The 21,968-nt window shown below is 64.5% G+C and carries 15 protein-coding genes and 6 pseudogenes; 14 read left to right on the forward strand and 7 right to left on the reverse strand.

The annotated features are described in order from the left end of the window. Window positions 1–397: 397 nt before the first annotated feature. On the reverse strand, window positions 398–1,261 hold the full coding sequence (gene istB / locus V5279_RS46410) for an IS21-like element helper ATPase IstB (RefSeq protein WP_338687724.1): 864 nt from the start codon (window positions 1,259–1,261) through the stop codon (window positions 398–400). Window positions 1,262–1,269: 8 nt separating this feature from the next. After that, window positions 1,270–2,760: pseudogene (istA, locus tag V5279_RS46415) on the reverse strand (IS21 family transposase); the annotation flags it as partial. Window positions 2,761–2,873: 113 nt separating this feature from the next. Here istA (V5279_RS46415) and V5279_RS46420 point away from each other — a divergent pair. The 3 genes and pseudogenes from V5279_RS46420 to V5279_RS46430 form a co-directional block, all read left to right on the forward strand. Further along, window positions 2,874–3,734 (forward strand): annotated as a pseudogene (locus V5279_RS46420) (IS630 family transposase); the annotation flags it as partial. A gap of 155 nt (window positions 3,735–3,889) precedes the next feature. After that, window positions 3,890–5,112, forward strand: a pseudogene (locus tag V5279_RS46425) (IS256 family transposase). Then, on the forward strand, window positions 5,109–5,495 hold the full coding sequence (locus V5279_RS46430) for a type II toxin-antitoxin system VapC family toxin (protein WP_166107305.1): 387 nt from the start codon (window positions 5,109–5,111) through the stop codon (window positions 5,493–5,495). The pseudogene V5279_RS46425 and the gene V5279_RS46430 overlap by 4 nt, the downstream one beginning before the upstream one ends. A gap of 31 nt (window positions 5,496–5,526) precedes the next feature. Here V5279_RS46430 and V5279_RS46435 read toward each other — a convergent pair whose 3' ends face one another. The 3 genes and pseudogenes from V5279_RS46435 to traA all read right to left on the reverse strand — a co-directional run bounded on the left by V5279_RS46435 (window position 5,527) and on the right by traA (window position 10,594). Then, window positions 5,527–6,474, reverse strand: a complete 948-nt coding sequence (locus tag V5279_RS46435; RefSeq protein ID WP_338702352.1) for a TraH family protein — start codon at window positions 6,472–6,474, stop codon at window positions 5,527–5,529. 222 nt (window positions 6,475–6,696) lie between these two features. After that, entirely contained in the window at window positions 6,697–7,200 is a 504-nt protein-coding gene (traF, locus tag V5279_RS46440; protein ID WP_234633915.1) for a conjugative transfer signal peptidase TraF, read from the reverse strand. A gap of 95 nt (window positions 7,201–7,295) precedes the next feature. Further along, window positions 7,296–10,594: pseudogene (gene traA / locus V5279_RS46445) on the reverse strand (Ti-type conjugative transfer relaxase TraA). Window positions 10,595–10,870: 276 nt separating this feature from the next. On the opposite strand from traA, the gene traC reads away from it, so the two are divergent. From traC to V5279_RS46485, 8 genes are all read left to right on the forward strand, one after another. Then, complete coding sequence (gene traC, locus V5279_RS46450) at window positions 10,871–11,167, forward strand: conjugal transfer protein TraC (RefSeq protein ID WP_166107075.1); 297 nt, start codon at window positions 10,871–10,873, stop codon at window positions 11,165–11,167. 4 nt (window positions 11,168–11,171) lie between these two features. Continuing rightward, window positions 11,172–11,387, forward strand: a complete 216-nt coding sequence (gene traD, locus V5279_RS46455) for a type IV conjugative transfer system coupling protein TraD (RefSeq protein ID WP_035681106.1) — start codon at window positions 11,172–11,174, stop codon at window positions 11,385–11,387. Continuing rightward, complete coding sequence (gene traG / locus V5279_RS46460) at window positions 11,374–13,353, forward strand: Ti-type conjugative transfer system protein TraG (RefSeq protein WP_338702362.1); 1,980 nt, start codon at window positions 11,374–11,376, stop codon at window positions 13,351–13,353. The genes traD and traG overlap by 14 nt, the downstream gene beginning before the upstream one ends. A 90-nt stretch (window positions 13,354–13,443) precedes the next feature. After that, a complete protein-coding gene (locus tag V5279_RS46465; RefSeq protein ID WP_224581113.1) occupies window positions 13,444–13,860 on the forward strand; it encodes a thermonuclease family protein in 417 nt (138 codons plus the stop codon). Window positions 13,861–14,103: 243 nt separating this feature from the next. Next, window positions 14,104–14,364 (forward strand): WGR domain-containing protein, encoded by a 261-nt coding sequence (locus V5279_RS46470; RefSeq protein ID WP_029084652.1) that lies wholly within the window; start codon window positions 14,104–14,106, stop codon window positions 14,362–14,364. A gap of 125 nt (window positions 14,365–14,489) precedes the next feature. Further along, entirely contained in the window at window positions 14,490–14,627 is a 138-nt protein-coding gene (locus V5279_RS46475) for a hypothetical protein (protein ID WP_166107071.1), read from the forward strand. Between the two features lie 439 nt (window positions 14,628–15,066). Continuing rightward, window positions 15,067–15,486: a CopG family transcriptional regulator gene (locus V5279_RS46480; protein ID WP_029084654.1), complete on the forward strand. Its 420-nt coding sequence runs from the start codon at window positions 15,067–15,069 to the stop codon at window positions 15,484–15,486. A 5-nt stretch (window positions 15,487–15,491) separates the two neighbouring features. After that, window positions 15,492–16,655, forward strand: coding sequence for a PHB depolymerase family esterase (locus tag V5279_RS46485; RefSeq protein WP_338702366.1), 1,164 nt, complete (start codon window positions 15,492–15,494; stop codon window positions 16,653–16,655). 7 nt (window positions 16,656–16,662) lie between these two features. On the opposite strand, the pseudogene V5279_RS46490 reads toward V5279_RS46485, so the two are convergent. Then, window positions 16,663–16,844 (reverse strand): annotated as a pseudogene (locus V5279_RS46490) (hypothetical protein). A 788-nt stretch (window positions 16,845–17,632) separates the two neighbouring features. On the opposite strand from V5279_RS46490, the gene istA (V5279_RS46495) reads away from it, so the two are divergent. Next, window positions 17,633–19,165, forward strand: a complete 1,533-nt coding sequence (gene istA, locus V5279_RS46495; RefSeq protein WP_422389058.1) for an IS21 family transposase — start codon at window positions 17,633–17,635, stop codon at window positions 19,163–19,165. Next, window positions 19,162–20,004, forward strand: coding sequence for an IS21-like element helper ATPase IstB (gene istB / locus V5279_RS46500; RefSeq protein ID WP_176535476.1), 843 nt, complete (start codon window positions 19,162–19,164; stop codon window positions 20,002–20,004). Before istA (V5279_RS46495) ends, istB (V5279_RS46500) begins: the two co-directional genes overlap by 4 nt. Before the next feature lie 124 nt (window positions 20,005–20,128). Here istB (V5279_RS46500) and htpG read toward each other — a convergent pair. Next, window positions 20,129–21,529 (reverse strand): annotated as a pseudogene (gene htpG / locus V5279_RS46505) (molecular chaperone HtpG); the annotation flags it as partial. A 58-nt stretch (window positions 21,530–21,587) separates the two neighbouring features. Here htpG and V5279_RS46510 point away from each other — a divergent pair. Beyond that, entirely contained in the window at window positions 21,588–21,929 is a 342-nt protein-coding gene (locus V5279_RS46510) for an IS4 family transposase (RefSeq protein ID WP_224581103.1), read from the forward strand. Window positions 21,930–21,968 lie beyond the last annotated feature (39 nt).

Here is a 21,968-nt window from a genome sequence, read left to right on the forward strand (position 1 = left end):
GGCCACGGGTTGTTCCCCATCACGTGACGGCCGGCGTTCCTTCGGTGACAAAGGCCTTGGAGCCGCTGCGGGTGTCCGCATGGACTCCGTCCGCGTCGCCAAACACGGCCGCACCGCCCGCGCGTGCGGTTAAGGGAGACGCGCGCGCACCAGGGCCCGACCCGGCTTTCGGCGGCGATCACATGTTGCACGCCGGTGGCGTCAACGAGCATCCTTTGCCATTGCCCTCCGTCGAAGAGTGCAAACCGCTGCTGCCCGGCGAGGAGCGCCTGATCGTCCTTGCGATCGAAAAGCCGGACAAAGATCACGAGTGGTTCAAGATAGGCGCAACGCGCGCAAAACGGCGGCAAACTCTGACCAAGTGCAGCGCCTTCTGGCGTCTTGCGACACCAGCATGTCAATCGGCCTGCAAATTTGACCCCTCATCGGCGTCCAATTTTGACCCCTTCGTGCGGCGGGGTTTGCTGGTAGCGCTCGTCTCGTCGGAGCTGGCCGGGATAGCGGAGGCGAGACGAGCGCGGGTGGCGTGATCGTCGTCTCGGCTCTTGAATCGCCAGCTGTCGTTGCCGGTCTCGACGATGTCGCAGTGATGGGTCAATCGGTCGAGCAGCGCGGTGGTCATTTTGGCGTCGCCGAACACGCTCGGCCATTCGCCGAAGGCGAGATTGGTGGTCACGATGATGGAGGCCCGCTCATAGAGCCGGCTGACGAGGTGGAAGAGAAGCTGTCCACCGGACTGGGCGAAGGGCAAATAGCCGAGTTCATCCAGCACGATGAAGTCCATCCGGGTCAGATGCTCGGCGAGCCGTCCTTGCCGTCCGTTGCGGGTCTCGGTCTCGAGGCGATTGACGAGGTCGACTACGTTGAAGAAGCGGCCGCGGGCACCGGATCGGATGCAGCTTCTGGCGATGGCAATGGCCAGGTGGGTCTTGCCTGTGCCGGTTCCGCCAACCAGCACGACGTTGCGTTGTTGGGCGATGAAGCCGCCGCCAGCGAGATCATTGACGAGCGTCTGATTGATCGGCGTGCCGTCGAACTGGAAGTCGGCGATGTCCTTGGCAAGCGGCAGCTTGGCAATGGTGAGCTGGTATTTGATCGACCTTGCTTGCTTCTCGTTGATCTCGGCGTTGAGCAGGTCGCCGACAATGCGCTGAGGTTCGTGCTGGCGCTTGACGGCGGTTGCCATGATCTCGTCGAAGGCGGCCTTCATGCCGTAGAGCTTCAGTTCGCCCATGAGGTCGAAGATTTGGGTTCGTTCCATCAGATGGTCCTCCGGAGGTTGTCGTAGCGGGCACAATCGGCGATCGGTGCATGACGGAGCGTCAGTGCGGCCGGCGTCATGATGTTGGCCGGTGGGGCGGGTTCACGTTGACGGGCCAGGATATTGAGCACGACATCGGCGGAATGGACGCCATGACCGAGCGCTTCGGCACAGGCCGCTTCCACCGCGGGCAGACCGTCAGTCAGCACCGCGTTGAGGATGTCGACCATCTGCCGATTGCCATCGTCGGTGCTGGCAAGCTTGCGCCGGATCCGCTCGATCGCGGCCGGCAGCACCCAGTCTTTGAAGGGAGCACCGTTGCGCAAGGCGCCGGGTTTGCGGGCGAGCACCGGCACATAATGCCAGGGGTCGTAGACGGTATCGCCGCGGCCAAAGGATCGCGGGTGCTCGGCAACGATGCATCCATCCTGACGGATCACGATGCGATCGGCATAGGCTTGAACCTCGACCGGTCGTCCGACTGCGCTGGCTGCGACCGAGTACTTGTTGTTGTCGAAGCGCACCAGGCAGGTCTTCGAGACCGATGCCGTCACCGCATGGAAGCCGTCGAAGCGGCCGGCATAGGGAACGAGTTTGGGGCGTTCGGCTTCGAACACTTCCCAGATCGTCTGATCGACCAGCTCCGGATGGCGATGAGCCTTGGCGTAGGCGATGCATTTGTCGAGCAGCCAGGCGTTTAACTCGTCGAGGTTTTTGAACCGCAGCCGCGGCGTGAAGAAGCGTTCCCTGACCAGCCCGACCTGGTTCTCGACCTGCCCCTTCTCCCAGCCCGACGCTGGCGTGCAGGCGACCGGATCGACCAGATAGTGGCTGCACATCTGCAGGAAGCGGCGATTGTAGAGACGCCCTTTACCGACGAAGATCGTCTCTACGGCAGTCTTCATGTTGTCGTAGATGCCGCGGGTGCAGGTACCTTTGAACAGGGCGAACGCCCGGTCGTGGGCGTCGAACACCATCTCCTGCGTCTCCCGCGGATAGGCCCGCACGAACAGCATGCGGCTGTGGCAGAGCCGGACATGGGCGGCCTTCACCATTACCGTGGTGCCGCTCAGCAAGACCACCTCGTGGCTCCAGTCGAACTGATAGGCTTCGCCTGGGGCAAAGCTCAGCGGGACATAAGCGGCCGCGGTCGATTGCCCGCGTTCTTTGCTCCACCGCCTGGCGTAACGCCGCACCGCATCGTAACCGCCGTCATAGCCGCGGCCGCGCAGCTCTTCGAAGATCCGGATCAACGTCAGCTGTTCACGAGCCGATTTGGCCGCGTTCGCCGCCAGCAATCCGTCAAGCTCTACTGCCCATCGTCCCAGCTTTGGCCGCGGCTGCACCTGCCGCTCGTACTCGAAGGAGGTCTCTCCCGACCTCAGCACCTTCCGGACCGTGTTCCGCGACACCTTCAGGTCACGGGCGATCTCCTTGATTGTCTTGCCCTTGATGAAGTGCTCGCGCCGGATCCGGGCAATCGTCTCCACGATCAGCATCCCCCACCACCTGCTTCGTTCCAAAGCAGGCAGCGCAACAGACCAATCTGTAGGGGGTCAATTTTGGACGCCGATCCCCCGGCTTAGGGGGTCAATATTGCAGGCCGAATGACACTCACGGCAAGGAAGAAGCCTTGCTGGTGGCGACAGCCTGCGCCAGTCCCCCAAAGGGCCGTGCCCGCTGGACGCTAAAGCTGCTGGCGGCTGCGATGGTCAAGCTCACCGAACACAAGAGCCTGTCGCACGAGACGGTTCGGCGGCGCCTGGCCGAGAATGGCCTCAAGCCCTGGCGCAAAGACATGTGGTGCATTCCGCAGGTCGGCGGCGAATACGTCGCCCGCATGGAGGATGTGCTCGACCTCTATGCCGAGGTGCCCGACTCCAGACGGCCAGTGGTGTGCTTCGACGAAAGCCCGGTGCAACTCATCGGCGAGGTGCGTCAGCCCATTCCGGCCAAGCCCGGCCACCTCGAACGTTACGATTATGAGTATCGTCGCAATGGCACGGTCAATCTCTTCGTTCTCTTCGACGTGCATCGTCCCTGGCGCAAGGTCAAGGTCACCGAGCGGCGAGCGGCACGAGATTACGCCCAATGCATGCGTGATCTCGTCGACATCCATTATCCCGACGCCGAGATCATCCGGGTCGTCCAGGACCATTTATCGACCCACTCCGCCGGCGCCCTCTATCAGGCGTTCCCGCCCGCCGAAGCCAGGCGGATTTTGCGACGGCTCGAGTTCCACTACACCCCAAAGCACGCAAGTTGGCTCAACATGGTCGAGATCGAAATCGGCGTCCTGCGAGGCCAGTGCCTGGATCGCAGGATCGACGACTCCAAGCGACTGGGCCGCGAAATCACCGCCTGGGAACGACAACGAAATGCCGCCCGCTCCCGCATCAAATGGATGTTCACAACAGACAAGGCTCGCGCCAAAATGGCAGGCGCCTATCCCGCCTCTTCCAAAGAGTCATAATCACTGTGACGAGGTACTAGCTGCCTTCGTCTGGCGATGACCGGATGAGCTGCTCGGGGGATGTCCCGGGTTCTGTTGAATTTCTGAAGAGGTCGGCGTTGCCCACCTTGAGCCGGTAGGCTCGGGGTGCTGATTCCACAAAGGAGAGCAACGCCATGACGAGAGATATCACACCGGCTGGTTGGCCGGCGACCGGGGCGGTGGACGAAGCGTTTGCGGAAGTGCGGGCGAGCTTCGATCGGTTCTGCCTTGCGGCAGGGATCGAGGCGCTCGGCACGATGATGGAGGCGGATGTTGTGGCGGCCTGCGGGCCGCGCCACGATCGCGACGCGGCGCGGCCGGCGCACCGTTGGGGCCGAACGCGGGGACGGATCGGCTTCCACGGCGGCAAGATCGAGGTCGAGCGCCCGCGGGTCCGGGGCGTGGATGGCGGCGAGGTCACGATCCCGAGCTGGGAAACGGCGGCGCAGGAGGATTGGCTCGGTCGCGGGGCGATGAACCTGATGCTGATCAATGTGTCGACGCGCCGGTTCGGCCGCGCCGTCCGGCTGCCCGAAGGTGACGTGCCGGTACCGCCCGGATCGGGGTTTCGAAGTCGGCGGCCTCGCGGAGGTTCGTAGCGCTGTCGGCGGCGCGGCTGGCTGACTTCATGGCTGCCGATCTGTCCGCGCTCGACCTTCTGGTGATCCAAATCGACGGGCTGCATCTCGGCGACGATCTCATGCTGGTCGCCGCGATCGGAGTTGACGGCGAAGGCAACAAACATCCGCTGGCGCTGGTGGAAGGGGCGACCGAGAATGCCGCCACGGTTCAAGCCCTGCTGGACAACCTGGTCTCGCGCGGGCTCGACCCGACGGTGCCAACACTGTTCATCGCCGACGGCGCGAAGGCGTTGTCGAAGGCGATCCGCCGCACCTTCGGTTCGGCCGCTGCGATCCAGCGCTGCCAGATCCACAAGGCGCGCAACATCATGGAACGCCTGCCGAAAGAGCATCATGCGGCCACCCGTCGGGTGCTGCGCCAGGCCTGGGAGCTCGATGACGCCGACAAGGCTGAAAAATTGATCCGCAATCTCGCGCGTCGACTCGACCAGCAATGGCCCGGTGTAGCGGCGAGCATCCTTGAAGGCCTCGACGAAATCCTGACTGTCGTCCGGTTGAAGTTGCCGAAGGAGCTTCGTCGATCGCTCGCCTGTACCAACATCGCCGAGAACATGATGGGCACCATTCGCCGCGTCACGCGCAACATCAAACGCTGGCGGGATGCCGGTATGGCCTTGCGATGGGTCGCGGCCGGCATGATCGAGGCCAACAAGGGCTTCCGACCGCGACGGCGCGCCCGGCACAATTGCGAGCGCCAGGCCGCTCTGCCGAAATGATCATCGACACCTCGGCCATGGTGGCGATCCTCTACCGCGAACCTGAAGCGGAAGCCTTCGCCCGTCTCATTCACGATGCCGACGCCTGCCGCATCAGCGTGGCGAACCATGTCGGGCTGTCGATGGTGATCGAGAACCAGCTCGGCCCGGAAGGAATGCGGCAGGCCGAGGCCTTCTTCCGCCGAGCCGGCATCACGGTCGAGCCGGTGACGGTCGAGCACGGCGAACTTGCCCGACAGGCCTTCCTCGATTTCGGGAAAGGGCGGCACAGAGCCGGCCTGAACTATGACGATTACTTTTCCTACGCTCTGGCGAAGGCCACCGGCGAGCCGCTCTTGTTCAAGGGCAATGATTTCAGCCTGACAGACATCGCGGCAGCATAGTCTCCGCTGGATACGCAGAGTCCTACTGCATTCACGGAGCGCGCCCGCCGATGCCGGACAGATCAATACGGATGCCCGATTTGTGGGGATCGCCGGGCGCCGGCTCCTGCGGTGACGGTGATGGTGCCGCCGCAGCCGGCTGAGACGCTTCCTCCCGCTTCGGCTCCGGCGGCTTCGGTCCGCCAGGATCGGGAGCGGTAAACACCGCCGTCCCCTCAAATTGCCCGCGCGTCCAGGCCTCGACCGCGTCGTCGAACATCTGTGACATGACGCTATCGTCGGTCGGATTGCCATACCATTTCCAGACGATTCGCCAGACCTTGCCGAAGAGGGCCGTGCCCGCGCGGATGTTCTTGCAAGCGTCGAACAGATCCGGCGACATCTCCGATGGATCCTTCACGCCGAGACCGGCCGGATACTGCGTGATGCCGACGCGCACGACGGCTCGACCGATATGGCTGCGGGCGAGTTCGAGCGCCTCCTCCGGGGTTTTGACCGGCGGCAGCAGGATGATGCGATCGCCGCTGCGTACCAACACGGCAAGCGGATCGGGCGCTCCCGCGGCATGCAAGAATTTCTCGACGATGGCGGGTTTCAGGGTGGGATCGGCACATTTCTGGATGAGATCGGCATCAACGGCCATGGGCGAATTCCTGTTCAGAGGTTGAAGACGGTGACCGCGGGGAAGACCGAACAGCCGGGCCCAAGCATCGGCCAGGGCAATGGCGGCCACCGGCCAAGCCTTCGTCGTCATGACGAGCAGGCCAGTTGCGGTCGCCGCAAGCCCCCACCATCCCCATCCGGGAAACAACACGCCGGCCGCCCTGATCGGATGCGCCCATCCGACGATGCCGAAGGGCGGAACCGCCATCAGCACGGCCGCGATCAGATAGCAGAACGCCTTTTGGCTTCCCGGCCGGGGACTCCATAGGACGGCATGGACCGCGACGAAGCAGACGGACGCGGCGCCCCACAGCAAAATGCCGGCCCAGACCGACGCGCCGAAGAAGGCGCAACGCCCTGGCGCAAGCCACGCGAAGCCGCCAGGAAATATCCCATCGCCACCGACGCGGCACGATCCTGCGACCACGCCCAGAGCGCTGGAAACAGCATCGCGAGCGGCAATGCGAGGACATCCCCGCTCCAACCGATCCAGCCGACGAGGACCGCCGCGACGGCGAGAAGGAGCGCGCGCCGGCGATCAGGGATCGAAAGTGAGGACTGGCCGCGCCAGACCGAGGAGACCGGCCTCCGGAACCGGCCCAAAATACCTCGAGTCATAGGAACCTGCGAAAGTGGAGTGAAGGAAGAAATTGCCGGGCGGAACGACGCCCCCAGCCCAAGGCGGAAGCGGTCGTCCCTGACCGTCGACGGGGCTGAGGCGCAATCGGGGCAGAAGCACGCCGTCGATCATGACCACGGCGCCGATGTCGATGCGCGCACCCGAGAGCGCACCGACAGTCTTGATGAGCGGCGCGGCGCCGCCGGAGCATGGCCCCCGCCGAAAGTATCCGCGCTCGAGGCCGAAGACGGAAACCGGCCCAGGCGGCGGACAGACGAACACGAGATCGCCGGCGACGACTTGCCGATCGATCGGCACGATCCGCCACAGCCCGAGCGGCTCGCTTGGCGTCAGGTTGAGGCGCAAGCCGCCGAGCCAGGCGATGCCGGCGATCGCAATCATCGCCACGCCGCCGGCCGCCATGATCGCGGATGCTCGCCGACGCTGAACACAGCCTTTCCTTCTGGTCGCGGCATCCGACCCTGACGGCTCCGATCGCCGCTCGGCGGTCGAGGTCATCACAGCGACAACCCCGGACGCCGCGCCTGCCGAAGGATGTCGGCTTCTTTCTGCGCCTCCGCGGTTCGCTGCTGAGCCGCGAGCTGCTGCGCGGTTCTCAGATCGGGCCAGGCGGCTTTGAGCTCCTCCTTCTGCGCGGCGTTCGTCCCGCCGGAAATCGCCTCGAAAACCTTGCCGTCGGCATCCTTGGCCGAGAGGCCGACGAAGGCGCGCTCGCCGAACCGCTCGGACACGGCACGCGCAAAACCTTCCAGCTCCGCCTCGATCATCTTGTCCTCGAGCGCGAACTCCAGGGCAGAGGGCAGGTCGTTCCGATCGATGGCGTCGCGGATGCGCTCGAGTGTCTGCTTCGCCGACGGCGACAGCGCCGGAATGTCGACAGCGACCTTCAGCCGGGCGGCGCGCTCCTCCGCCTCGTAGCGATGTTCCGCCTCCGAGCGCAGCCGCAAGAACCGCTCAAGATCACGGGCGAGCGCCGGCACGTTGAGGTCCGCCCGCTGCCTGTCCTGCTTGTCGGCACGGCTGGCCAGAAGGCCGGTTTTGCCCTTCAGCGCACCGAAGCTGTCGGGCTTCTCCGCGAGTTTCGACAGGGTGGATTGCGCAGTCGCCTTGTCCTTCAGCATGCTGTCGATATCGACCTTGCGGAACGAGGCTTCGGGATCGGCGAAGACGAAGCGGAAGCGGGTCGAGATCTCCTCCCATTGCTTCTTCAAGGCGGGATCGGCGGCGAGCTTGTCCTCGACAACCTGGTCGATCGATTTGGCGAATGTGGTGATGCCGGCGACCATCGGCTTTGCCTCCTTTGTGCCGTTGGGAATCGTCTGTTTCCGAGCTGCGCCGAGGCCAAGCCGGGCGCCGAGCGCGAGGAGCCGCGCTCCGAGATCGGCGAGCCTCGAGCTCTGCCGGACGGTCCAACGAACCTTGTCGGCGACGAGGGTGCGGGCGACACGCATGAGATGGAGACCGCGCGCTTCGGCAAAGCGCAGCGCGGCGCGATAGGAAGGGCCGCGCTCATAGTCGAGGGTGGTTTCTTTCGCCCGGCTCTGCGACAGGATCTTGGTGAGCCCGCCGGCCTTTCCGAAGGAAATCGCCCCGTAATAGAGAGCGACATTCTCGCGATGGCGGGTCAGCGCGACATAGGCAAGATGCCGGTCGAGCGAGAGCGTGGCGAGCACCTTCACCCGGTCGACGGTCGCGCCCTGGCTCTTGTGGATCGTGGTGGCATAACCATGGTCGACGTTCGCATAGAAGCGCTGGTCGACCTCGACGCGGCGCTGGCGTTCGCCCTCGCCGATTATCGCCGCGAACCAGCCCGACCGCGCCTCGATGACACGCGCGATCATGCCGTTCTTGACGCCGAGCGACCCCTCGTTCTTCAGGAAGACGATCTGGTCGCCGGCCGAGAACTTGCGCTGGCCGTCCTCAGTGCAGAACGCCTGACCATCCTCGACGAGGCCGCGCTCGATCAGCTTCGCCCGCGCCATGTTGTTGAGGGCGCGGACATCGCGCCGGAGATGGGCGAGGATCAGGATGGATTTCGCCGGATCGTAGTCGCGGTTCCAGTCCTCGATCAGCGCCGTGACGGCTTGCGCCTTGAACTTGCGCGCTTCCAGCTTGCCGTTCGCGCCATAGGCCTGCAGCGCCTCGGCAACGCGGCCCCGCGCGAGATCGAGCGAGGCATCGCGCATCCATTGCGCGCGCTGGCGATAGATGGTTTTGAGTTCGGCATAGCCGGTGCGCGCCACGATGGCGCGGAACGCAGCACCGGCCTCGATCGGTTGAAGCTGATCGGGGTCGCCGACGAGCACCAGTTTAGCGCCGGTCTTCACAACCGCTTCGACGAACAGCGCCATCTGCCGCGACGACACCATGCCGGCCTCGTCGAGGACAAAGATGGTCTTGTCGTCGAGTTGCTCGCGCCCGTTCGACCAGGCAAGCTCCCACGAGGCCAGCGTGCGCGAGGCGATGCCTGCTTCCTTCTCCAATCCCTCGGACGCCTTGCCGGCAAGCGCGCCGCCGACCACACGATAGCCGGCCGCTTCCCACACTTCGCGCGCCGCCTTCATCATGGTGGTCTTGCCGGCGCCGGCGCGCCCGACCACAGCCGCGATCCGCCCCTCACCGGCGACATGCGCGATCGCGACGCGCTGCTCTTCCGACAGACGGTCATGACGCTCGAAGGCCGCCGCCAGCACTTTCTCCCGGACGCCATGCGAGGATCGGCCGGCAAGCCAGACGGCGCGATGCGCCATCTCGGCTTCGAGCCTGATGAGCTCGCGCGTCGTGTATTTGGCGGGCTCGCGGATTCCGGTCTCAAGCGCGATGCGCTCGCCCTCCAGCCGCAGCACATCCGGGTTCTGGAGGATACGCGCCATCAGATGCTGGAAAGTTCCGGCATCGTCGACATAGCGGTGCACCACCCTGCACGCTCGGTGAAGACGCTCAGCTCGCGCGTGACGAGATCGAGCACGATCTCAGGACGCCGCAGCATCCGCTCACGGTTGTCGGCCTTTCGTTCTTCGTGGAGCGCGATACGCTCGAGCTTCGGGGACCAGCCCGCCTTCTTTCCTTTCCGGTCGATCGCCTTGGTCGACACGCCGATATGCGTCGTCGGGGCAAGATCGATGCCGCGCTCGGCATAGGAGCGGCCATCGACGCGGATCTCGAGGCCGGCGAGCGCCAGATGCTTGTTCTGAAGGTCGAGCCAGCCTTCGCGTTGCTCGAGGAACTCGGCCTTCTCTCCCGACCAAAGCCGGTAAACGATCTTGCCGAAATCGTTGCGCAGGGGTGCGCCATCATCACCGATGACCGGCACCTTCTTCGGCCCAAATCCGTTGTCGCCGAGAGGGCGAAGAGTGGTCATCAGATGGATGTGCGGATTGCCGGGCTCGTCATGGAAAACCCAGTCGGCGACCTGTCCGCGCGCGAGGACCTGGGTTGCGACGAACTCCCGCACCAGGGCGATGTTCTGGTCGACGGTGAGTTCGACCGGCAGGGCGATGATGAATTCCTTCGCGAGCTGCGCATCGGAGCGTTTCTCGAAAGCCTCGATTGCGTTCCAGAACGCCTCGGCGGCGCCGGCGACCGAGCGGTCGGCGATCAGCTCACGCGCCCATTGTGGGCCATCCGGCGGCAACAGGAATTCCTCATGCCGCAGGCCCCGCTTGGTGGAATAGTCGACGGTCCGCCCCTCCGCCTGATGCTCCATGCGCGCGCAGTGCCGGTACGCGGCCGACAGCACGGCGCTGCGGCCGGAACCGCGCGAAATGAGCTGGGGCGTGAAATGCGTGATGGCCAAGGCGGCGCGATCTCCCGGACGAGGGCGGAACACAGATGCTCGTCGGGGGCGGCGGCAGGGCCACGCCAGGGTGGGACACCCCGGCAGGCGGGAAAACAGGACGTCGCGGATGCGACGTATTACTGCGCCCTTGGACCGCTCTCATCGAGCGGCCGGGATGATCTCAAGCGGCGTCGGCTTTGCCGACTAGCTTTTTTATTAGTCGCTCGGGCCAGCGACTTCCGAAATCCTCCGCGCAGTCCCGCAACACTGCCCAGCACGGAGGCTCAACCGAAAATGAAGAAACCGTCGTCGAAGATCCGCGAAGAAATCACTCGCCTCCAGGAACAGTTGAAGGCCGCAGAGACACGCGAGGCCGAGCGGATCGGGCGCATCGCGCTCAGGGCCGGACTCGGTGAGATCGAGATCGAGGAAGGCGAGCTTCTGGCCACGTTCGAGGATCTCGCCGGCCGGTTTCGCGGGAAGGCAGGGAAGGCGACCGGAAGGAAGGGAGCCGAGGCCGGAGGCGATCCGAGCGCTCCTGCCGCGAAGGTCGCGTCTGGCGCGCATGCGAATGGCGCTGGCGAGGTATGAGCGCATGCGCCAGGCGTCATCCTCCGAGGCCCGCAAGAAGGACACGCGCGAGAAGATCGAGCTCGGTGGCCTGATCGCAAAGGCGGGGCTGCGCTACGAGAAGCGCGCGGTCCTGCTCGGCGCGCTGATCGAACTCGGTCGCCGGCTGAGAACCGACGAAGCCGAGCGAGCACGGCTTGCCGCGATCGGGGCGGAGGCGTTCGGCCGTGACGGCGAATAGGCTCCTTCTGCTGATCGTGCCGATGGCCCTGATGCTCGGCGCGATCTTCGGGTTGACCGGAATCGGGCATGGGCTTGCCGGCCTCGGCAAGACGGAGGCGCAGCGTCTCCTGTTCGCCCGCGCCGGGCTGGCGATGCCCTATATCGCGGCAGCAGGGATCGGCGTCATCTTCCTGTTCGCCACCGCCGGCTCCGCGAGTATCCGCGCGGCGGCGTGGAGCGTCGTCGCAGGATGCGTATCGGCGATTTCCATCGCCCTCGCGCGCGAAGCGATGCGCCTGTCCGGGGCTCCCGAGACCATCGTCCCTGGCCGATCAGCGGTGGCCCAGATCGACCCGGCGACCATGGTCGCAGCCAGCGTTGTGCTGATGGGCGGCATCTTCGCGCTCCGCGTCGCCGTGAAGGGCAATGCCGCCTTTGCGGCGCCAGACCCGAAGCGCGTTCGCGGCCGTCGCGCGCTGCACGGCGACGCGGACTGGATGTCGATGCCAGAAGCCGCACGGCTCTTCGGCAACGCTGGCGGCATCGTCGTCGGCGAGCGTTACCGCGTCGATAGGGACAGCGCGGCAGCTCAGCCGTTTCGCACCACGGATCGCCAGAGCTGGGGGTTCGGCGGCCGCCCGCCGCTGCTCTGTTTTGACGCCTCTTTCGGCTCGTCGCACGGCATTGTCTTCGCCGGTTCCGGCGGCTTCAAGACGACGTCGGTGACGGTTCCGACCGCACTCAAATGGGGCGGCGCGCTCGTGGTCCTCGACCCGTCCAACGAAGTCGCGCCAATGGTGATCGCCCATCGGCGCGCGGCGGGGCGCACCGTGCATGTGCTCGATCCACATGCGGGACAGCGAACCGCGCAAGGTCGTCCGCCAGAAGCAGCCCAGGAAGCGACGAACCTGCCGCGAACCGGCTTCAATGCTCTCGACTGGATCGGTCGTTTCGGCGGCACGAAGGAGGAAGACATCGCCGCCGTCGCCTCATGGATCATGAGCGACAGCGGCGGCGCCCGCGGTGTGCGCGACGATTTCTTCCGCGCCTCGGCGCTGCAGCTTCTGACCGCGCTGATCGCCGATGTCTGCCTGTCAGGGCATACGGAAGACAAGAACCAGACGCTTCGCCAGGTCCGCGCCAATCTGTCCGAACCGGAGCCCAAGCTGCGCGCTCGTCTGCAGGCGATCTACGACAATTCGGAATCGGGCTTCGTGAAGGAGAACGTTGCCGTCTTCGTCAACATGACGCCGGAGACGTTCAGCGGCGTCTACGCCAACGCCGTCAAGGAAACCCACTGGCTTTCCTATCCGAACTATGCCGCGCTCGTGTCCGGCTCGACCTTCGTCAGCGACGATCTCGCCGGCGGCCAGACCGACGTGTTCATCAATCTCGACCTGAAGACGCTGGAGACCTATGCCGGACTCGCCCGCGTCATCATCGGCTCCTTCATGAACGCGATCTACAACCGCAACGGCGCGGTGACGGGACGGGCTTTGTTCCTGCTCGACGAGGTGGCACGCCTCGGCTTCATGCGCATCCTGGAGACCGCCCGCGACGCCGGCCGCAAATACGGCATCACGCTCCTCCTGTTGTTCCAGTCGATCGGTCAGATGCGCGAAACCTATGGCGGCCGCGACGCGGCAAGCAAATGGTTCGAGAGCGCGAGCTGGATCGCCTTCGCGGCCGTGAACGACCCGGAAACCGCCGACTACATCTCAAAGCGCTGCGGCATGACCACGGTCGAGATCGACCAGGTCAGCCGCTCCTCGCAGGCGTCCGGTTCGTCGCGGACGCGCTCGAAGCAGCTGGCCTCGCGGCCGCTGATCCAGCCGCACGAAGTGCTGCGCATGCGCGCCGACGAGCAGATCGTGTTCACCGCCGGCAACGCACCATTGCGGTGCGGCCGCGCCATCTGGTTCCGGCGCGACGATATGAAGGCTTGCGTCGGTCACAACCGATTCCAACCGGAAGAAAAAGCATGACGGCGCTGCGCTTTCTTGTTGTGGGAGCCAATGGCGATCATTGCGATCCTGGCGATCGCCATCGGTGTCCCCTCGCGGCATTCGCCGGATATGCCGGAGCGATACGAGACCACCACTTTGGTCATCCCGCCGCCTCTGCGGAGCGATACGCTGAGGGCCCGTTTCACGCTTTGCGATGGGCCGATCCGCGTGAACTGCGTCGTCGACGGTGACACATTCTGGTTCAGGGGTGATAAGATCAGGATCGCCGATATCGGCGCCCCGGAAATCTTCACGCCGCATTGCCGCGACGAGAGGCAGGCTGGCGAAATCGCCCGCGATCGGTTGCTGGTCCTACTAAACGCCGGCAGCTTCACGCTAGTCTCGGGCTGGCGCGACACTGACCGGTACGGGCGCAAGCTGCGCACGGTCACGCGCGCGGATCGTTCGCTTGGCGCGACGCTCGTCGAGGAAGGTCTCGCCCGGCGCTGGAACGAGCCGCGACGCGATTGGTGCGCCCTCGATTGATCGCGGCATCCCGCCGCACACGCTACGATCATCGGTTTTCTCGACCGTGCCACCTACCGCGGGAGGATCGTCACCGGAGGACGAAACCGCATCGCGGGTTCGGTGCGCTTGGCGCATAGAGCCGTCCGCTCGCCAGAGCTGCCCGCCCCCAAAAGCCACCCTTCGCAAAAATGAATCAATATGCCCCTGATCGATTCAAAAAACTCATTGGACGCGGATTCTCCGATGCGGGATTCTGTCGTCATGATCGCGCAGCCCTACCAGCTCTATATCGAACGCACCGACGCCTCGAAGAACATGGCCCGGTTCTACGCCATGGCCATCGAACCGACGCTCTTCGGCGACATCTGCCTGACACGCCGCTGGGGACGGATCGGCGCACAAGGTCAGATGATGAAGCACAGCTTCGCGCGCGAGGACGAAGCGGTCAGGCTGTTCCTCGACCTGCTGCGCCAGAAGCGCAATCGCGGATATCATCCGAAAGGAAAGAAGGCGGCGACGTAACCAGATCGCTGTCTGCGCAGACGCGGTAGGCTCCCACCGGTTGGGTGGCGGCACCCACGGAACAGAGCCTCCGCGAAAGCGAAGCCGGCTCAGTGAGCCGGCCGTTCATCGTGCGGATTATATTCGTGGATGATGTCGAGGCCGTTACCTTCGTCGATCTCGTCGCTGGGCATGACGCCGTATTCGCCGTCGACCTGGAAGAGCGTGACCGGGACCATCAGGGTGCGGGCAAGGTTGAAGGCGTGGTTTTTGTGCGAGGCTGAGATAGGACATTGTCTTGAGGCTCCATCCGGAGCGGGGGAATTCCCGCTCGATGGCTCCTCGAAGGACCGGCCCCGGTCGCGATCACCGCGCCGGCATAAGCCAAGCGGCGGCACGCTTCGCGTAGCCGACCCCGCGCGGGTTGATCGTGGAAGATCCGGGGGTGGACCAGGACGCCATCGCGCCCGCTTCGAGGAGCGCTTCTCCGCGGACCGAATGGCGCGCGAGTATGAAAGCGCGTACCGCGGATTGATTTCTGCCGCCGCCGGGAACTCGGCTGCGGCGTTCGCGGCGCCAAACGCTGAACGTCGGCGCGAGACGAGGCCGGCCGACGAACTGCCAGCGTCTAACCGATTTTTCGCTGCCCCCTTGAAAACAGCTCCTGAACATCCACATAAAATCCCTACGCCATCCCGATGGATGGTGAAAATGGATGCTTTCATGGTCGACAATGTGCGCGAGCTGCGACCTCGGATCCCCGATACAGAGAAGATCACGATCAACCTTGGCTATGTCGATCTGGGTCAGGTCGATCTGATGGTGCAGGAAGGGTTCTATTCGAACCGCACGGATTTCATCCGGACGGCCATCCGCAACCAGCTCGAACGCCACGCGGACGTCGTGAAGCAGTCGACGGTCCGAAAGGGCTTGGACTTGGGCGTGCGGAACTACAGCCGCGAGGATCTCGAAGCGGCGCGGCGCGCCGGTGAGATGCTGCACATCAACGTGCTGGGTCTCGCGACCATCGCCCAGGACGTCACCCCCGAGCTGGCCGGCGCCACCATTGCTTCGGTCTCGGTGCTCGGTGCCCTTCACGCCACTCCCGCGGTCAAGGCCGCCCTCTCCGACAGAACAAGGTGAATGCGATGCTGAGCCAGAACTTGATTTCCGAGGCCACGCGCCTCACGCTTACGGGCCAACTGGTCGAGGCCACCGCGCTCCTGCAGCGCATGCTCCGCGGCGAGTCGCCAGAACCGTCCCATGCTCGTGTCTCGCCAGCTCGGCTCGAGCCGCCGACCATCGACGTGAAGGCCAGCATCGTCGAGGAGAAGGAAAGCCGACGAACCACCCGGGTTTCTCCCGCTCCTTTGCAAAGCTTCGATCGCTTGAAAGACTTCCCCGGACTCAACCTGCGTGGTCCGATGACCCGCGCTCCGCCTGCCACGACGGATATCGCGCCCCAAGGCACGAGATTCATCGCAGGCGCCTTCCGCAGCGCGAATGGAAGCCGGAATTACAAGCTGTTCGTCCCAAGCCGCTCCCAAGAAAAGCCGCTTCCTCTGGTCGTCATGCTTCACGGCTGCACCCAGTCGCCGGACGACTTCGCGGCCGGGACCCGGATGAATTTCCTGGCGGAAGAGCGAAATTGCTTCGTGGTCTATCCGGAGCAGCCCAGCGGAGCCAACCAGGCGAAATGCTGGAATTGGTTTCGCACGGGCGACCAGCACCGGGACGGCGGGGAGCCTTCGCTGATCGCGGGCATCACTCGCCAGGTCATGCGGGACTATCCGATCGATCCGAAGCGGGTCTACGTCGCAGGTCTGTCGGCCGGCGGGGCGCTCGCCGCCATCATGGCAGCGACCCACGCCGATCTGTACGCGGCCGTCGGGATCCATTCCGGCCTCGCCTGCGGGGCGGCAAGCGATCTTCCCTCCGCGTTCGTCGCCATGCGGCAGGGAGGCGGGTCTGAAATTGCCGATGGTGGACCGCCAGTGCCGACCATCGTTTTCCATGGCGATCGCGACACCACGGTGCATCCGAACAACGGCGACCGGATTGTCGAGCAGTCCATCAAGGCGGCAGGTTTGAAAGCGAAGGTGAGCGACGGACGAGTGCCCCATGGGCACGCCTACACCCGCACGAACCTGACCGATCCGAGAGGGCGGGCCATCTCCGAGCATTGGAACGTTCACGGCGCCGGCCACGCCTGGTCGGGAGGCAGTCCCGCCGGCTCCTACACCGATCCCCGCGGGCCGGACGCGACGAGGGAGATGCTGCGCTTCTTCCTTGAGCATTCGCTCCCGGGTTAGTCGGGCTTCACAAAGCGCTCAGGTCGTCCGGCACGTCGCCGAACTCGCCGGTCGCCGGATCCCCGCTGCGGCTGAACGCGATCGCGCCGACGCAGCCGGGCTTGCGCGAGAGCGCCTCCGCCCGCATGACGGCCGCATTGGCGCTCAGGTCTCCACCGCTTCGCCGGCCGCTACCCCGTCGTCTGCCAGGAAGCGCGACCTAGCAGTTTACTGAAAAATCCAAGGAATTGGGCGTTTGTTCTGTCGCGGGTGCCATTGTTGGGATGATTTGTTTGAGAGTTTGAAGCGCTTTGGTGGTCTGGACGCCAAGTTGGCTACGCTGCAACCAGTTTGGGGATGAGGATCAGGTTGTAGGCGAGCCGCCAATTGCGACGTTGAAGACGCGACCTCCGCCCCCTGCGGGCCTTCCCAATTCCCCGAATCACCATTCCGGCGTGCCGTGCCCACCCCGGCAGATCGAGACAGGTGCTCGTGTCGGTTGCTACCTGTCCCACGCTGCCTTCCCCGAATCTCAGGCGGGTTGGCATCTGCAATTTCACTTTCGATATCTGCTCAGGCTTTCCTCACGTTACGGCCCAATGGATGCTCAACCGCCCTCGGCGGCCTTTGCTCAGACAAGCCGCTTGCCAGCTACCAGATCAAACCTACTGTCTGGGTGGCACCTTCCTCCATTGGTGATCCGCGCCGTTGGGCACACTGAGAATTGCGAGTTACCCGAGTCCTTGCAGCACCAGCTGGTTCAACCTCGCCGCGAACGCAGCCGGGTCTTCCGGCAACTCGCTGTTGCGCGGCGGCGATCAGGGTGAGACTCCAGCGACAATCAAGGTGAGACTGCGCCGATGGGGACGGACCGAAGGGAGGGCGCAGCCCGACCGGAGGACCGTCCCCATCGGCGTCGCGCGTTTTTGGACCCGTCTGGCGGCCGGGTGCGGCTGGTGCAAGCTGTTGGTTCGTCTCGACAAGAGGGAATCGATGCCTTGCCTGGCCTCCACATCACCGACCACCAGATGAGGCTGTACATGACGTACCGACTGACACTGTCCCCCGAGGCCGCCGCGGCCAAGGCGGGGTTCTCGAAGGCAAGCGCGTATCGAATCGAGGGCGATTGTCGCCCGCCATCGCAGAAGAAGACGCCGAGGGGCCGGCGCCGGTCCGATCCGCTCGGGCAGTATTGGGACGCCGAGATCGTTCCGATCCTGAAGGCTGCGCCCGGCATCCGCGTGATCGGCGTGCTGGACGAGCTGCGCCGACGGCATCATGACTTGAACCCGAACATCCGCCGCACGCTGGAGCGGCGCATCAACGCCTGGCGGGCGCTCAACGGCCCCGAACAGGACGTGATCTTCCGCCAGCAGCACGAGCCCGGCCGCCTGGGTCTGTCCGACTTCACCGACGTGAGCGCGCTCGGTATTACCATCGCGGGTGAGCCGCTCGATCACCGGCTCTATCACTTCCGGTTGGCGTTCTCCGGCTTCGAGCATGTCCATGTCGTGCTCGGCGGCGAAAGCTTCGTCGCCCTGGCGGAGGGCTTGCAGAACGCGCTGTGGGCGCTTGGCGGCGTGCCGCGGGAGCATCGCAGCGACAGCCTGTCGGCAGCATTCCGCAATCTGGCCGCCGACGCACGGGGGGATCTGACGCAGCGCTACGCCGGGCTGATGGGCCACTATGGCATGGCGCCAACGCGCAACAATGCGGGCATCGCACATGAGAACGGCTCGATCGAGAGCGCGCACGGCCATCTCAAGCGGGCACTGGAAGATGCGCTGTTGCTGCGGGGGACGCGCGAGTTCGCCAGTCTCGATGCGTACCGGGCTTTTGTCGACGAGATTGTCGGCCGGCGCAACGCCAACCTCGCCAAGCCGATCGCGCTCGAGAAGGAGGCCTTGGCGCCGCTGCCAAAAGGCCGCACGACCGACTTCGAGGAGAAAGTGATCCCGGTGACGTCGTCAGGCGGCTTCATCCTGCGGCGCGTATTCTACACCGTGCCTTCAAGATTGATCGGCCATCGCCTGCGTGTGCGCATCTTCGACGACCGGCTCGAATGCTTCCTTGGCGTCACGCCGGTCGTGACGCTGCGGCGCGGTCGGCCTGTGTCCGAGAGCCAGGGCGGTCATGTTGTGGATTACCGGCACGTCATCCATGCCCTGCGGCGCAAGCCGATGGCGCTCCTCAATCTCGTTTATCGCGACCAACTCTTCCCGCGTGCAGCTTACAAACGTCTGTTCGAGACCTTGCGGGAGCATGGTGATGACCGGCGCGCCTGCAAGGTGACGGTCGAGCTTCTGGCGCTGGCTCACGAGCGCGCCTGCGAAGCAGAACTCGCCGAGGTGATCGCGATGGATCTGGACGCCGGACAGTTACCCGATCTTGCCGCGCTGCGCGACCGCTTCCGACCCGAGGCGGCCTCGATCCCGCGTGTCGCCGTCAAGCTGGCGCCGCTCGACGTCTACGATGAACTCGCCTCCGTCAGCGTCATGTCGGGCCGCTCGAACCTGGGAGAGGCAGCATGACCGGTATCGCTACCTCCGTCGATGCTGCCCGTGTCGAGCTGCTTCTCAATGAGCTCCGCCTGCCGGGCGTCAAGGCGATCTGGCCGAAGCTCGCCGCACAGTCGGACAAGGAAGGGTGGCCTGCCGCCCGCTTCCTCGCCGCCCTTGCCGAGCACGAGGCGGCCGATCGCACCCGCCGTCGGATCGAGCGACACATGGTGGAAGCGCGTTTGCCCGCCGGCAAGACGCTCGCCACCTTCGACTTCGAAAGCGTGCCGATGCTATCAAAGGCACAGGCGATGGCGCTCGCCGCTGGCGACGCCTGGTTGAAGGCCGGCGCCAATTTGCTCTTGTTCGGTCCACCGGGCGGCGGCAAGACCCATCTCGGCACGGCGATCGGCCTGGCTCTCGTCGAGAACGGTTGGCGCGTTCTCTTCGCGCGCACCACTGATCTGGTGCAACGGCTGCAGGTCGCGCGGCGCGAGCTGGCGCTGGAGTCCGCGATCGCCAAACTCGATCGCTATGACCTCCTGATCCTCGACGACATCACATATGTGAGCAAGGATCAGGCGGAAACCAGTGTGCTGTTCGAGTTGATCGCCGCCCGCTACGAACGACGCTCGCTGCTGATCACGGCCAATCAGCCATTTGGCGAATGGGGGCGTATCTTCCCGGACCAGGCAATGACGTTGGCTGCCATCGATCGTTTGGTCCACCACGCCACGATCCTCGAGATGAACGTCGAAAGTTACCGTCGAAAAGTTGCCCTCGATCGCAAGCGCGGTCCAGGCCGGCCACCTGTTCACACGACCCCCAACGAACTCGACAAGACTGTGATTGACGCTGGCAGCGCCGCTTGATTGTCGCGCAGCGTCAATCAACGCTTGCCAAGTAGGCGGCCAGCGTCAATTATCTCCTGACTCGGCCGCCTCGTCTCATCTTGATTGACGCGCCGCTCTCATCCTGATTGTCGCGCTATACGCTGTCGAGGATCTGCGCCTGCTCGAGCAGTAGCAGGCTGAGGTCGTCGACGACCTCTGAGCTAGCCTGGGCCCTGGTGATCGCCGTCACCAGCGGATGGCGCAGGTTGATCTCGAGGATCGGCTTGGTCCGCATGCCGCGGTTCTGCTGCGACAGGATGCGCTCGAGCTCGCGGCTCGGCCCCTGGCTGTCGGCAACGAGGCAGGAGGCCGAGCTGGTGAGGCGCGTCGAGACCTTGACGTCGCTGACACGCTCGCCGAGCGCGGCCTTGATCACCGCGATGGTGGCGGCTTCGTCGGCGGCCGGCTCGTCCTTTTTCGCCTCGTCCGCCTCGTCGACACGCGGGATCAGGTCGAGATTGAGATCGCCCTGGCTCAGCGACTTCAGCGGCTTGCCCTCGAACTCCGAGGGCATCGAGGTCCAGAAGGCGTCGACGGGATCGGACAGCAGCAGCACCTCGATGCCGCGCGCGGTCGCAGCTTCCAGCCGCGGATTGGACTTCAGCCGCTTGATGCTGTCGCCGACGAGATAATAGATCTCGGTCTGGTTCGGCTTGAAATCGGCGATGACCTGCTTCAGCGACCGCTTCTCGCCCGACGTGGTGGTGAAGCGCGACAACGCGAGCAGCTTTTCGCGACGCTCGAAATCCTCATAGATGCCTTCCTTCAGCACCGCGCCGAAGGCGTCCCAGATCTTGGCAAAGTTCTCCGGATCCTTCTCGGCGAGGCTTTCGAGCTCGGACACGACACGCGTCGCCACGGCTTTGCGGATCTGTGCGAGCTGCGGATTGTTCTGGAGCATCTCGCGGGAGATGTTGAGCGGGAGATCCTCGCTGTCGACCACGCCGCGGATGAAGCGGAGGTAACCCGGCAGCAGATCGGCATCATCGGTGATGAAGACGCGGCGGACGTAAAGCTTCACCCGGCCCTTCCGGTTCGGCTCGAACAGGTCGAACGGTTTCGTCGACGGCGCGAACAGCAGCACGGCGTAGGAATAGCGGCCCTCGGCGCGGTAGTGCAGCGTCATCGCGGGATCGTCGAAGGCGGAGTTGATCTGCTGATAGGCCTTCTTGTAGTCCTCCGCCGTCAGCTCGGATTTCGAGCGCTGCCACAGCGCGCTCGCCGAATTGATCTGGCGCGGTTCGCCCTCACCGGGCACGAGCTCAATGGGAAACAGGATGTTGTCGGAATAGGCACCGACGATGCGCTCGATCTCGTAGGTCTCGAGATATTTCTTCGCGTCGTCCTTCAGGTGCAGGACGATCTCGGTGCCGCGCACCACACGTGCCGCGTCCTCGTCGCTGGCCCGGGCGATCTCGAATCCGGAGCCGCCGGACGAGGTCCAGGTCCAGACATCGCTCTCGCCGGCGCGGCGGCTGATCACGACGATCTTGTCGGCGACCATGGCCATAGGCGCGGAATGTCGGCCAGACGTATTGCCTCAGGAAGTAATGTTACCCGGGATGAAGGTCTCGCAACTGCGGACCGCTCAGCGACTGACGAATCTGATCTCGGTATTCTGCATTGTGAGCTGGCGCATTTTTTGGATGACGATGCTTAATCGTTCAGCGCCAAATGCCTCACCGGAGTTTGTGCTGACCAAAGGTGAAATCCAATTGCTTGATCGGCTCGTCAAAGACAAGATTCCAGTCAGCGCACAACGAAAGACATTGTCGCATTATCTCATCAAGATCGCCAGGCTCGGCGGCTACCTCGCCCGTGCCAACGATCCGCCACCAGGGAATCTGATCATGTGGCGCGGATTGTCGCGAGTCATCGATATCGCAACGGGAGCGACACTCTGACTCAAAAATGTGGGTAATCGTAAGCTTCGTCGTATGCGT

The sequence above is a fragment of the Bradyrhizobium sp. 26S5 genome, assembly GCF_036923295.1.
Lineage (GTDB): Bacteria > Pseudomonadota > Alphaproteobacteria > Rhizobiales > Xanthobacteraceae > Bradyrhizobium > Bradyrhizobium septentrionale.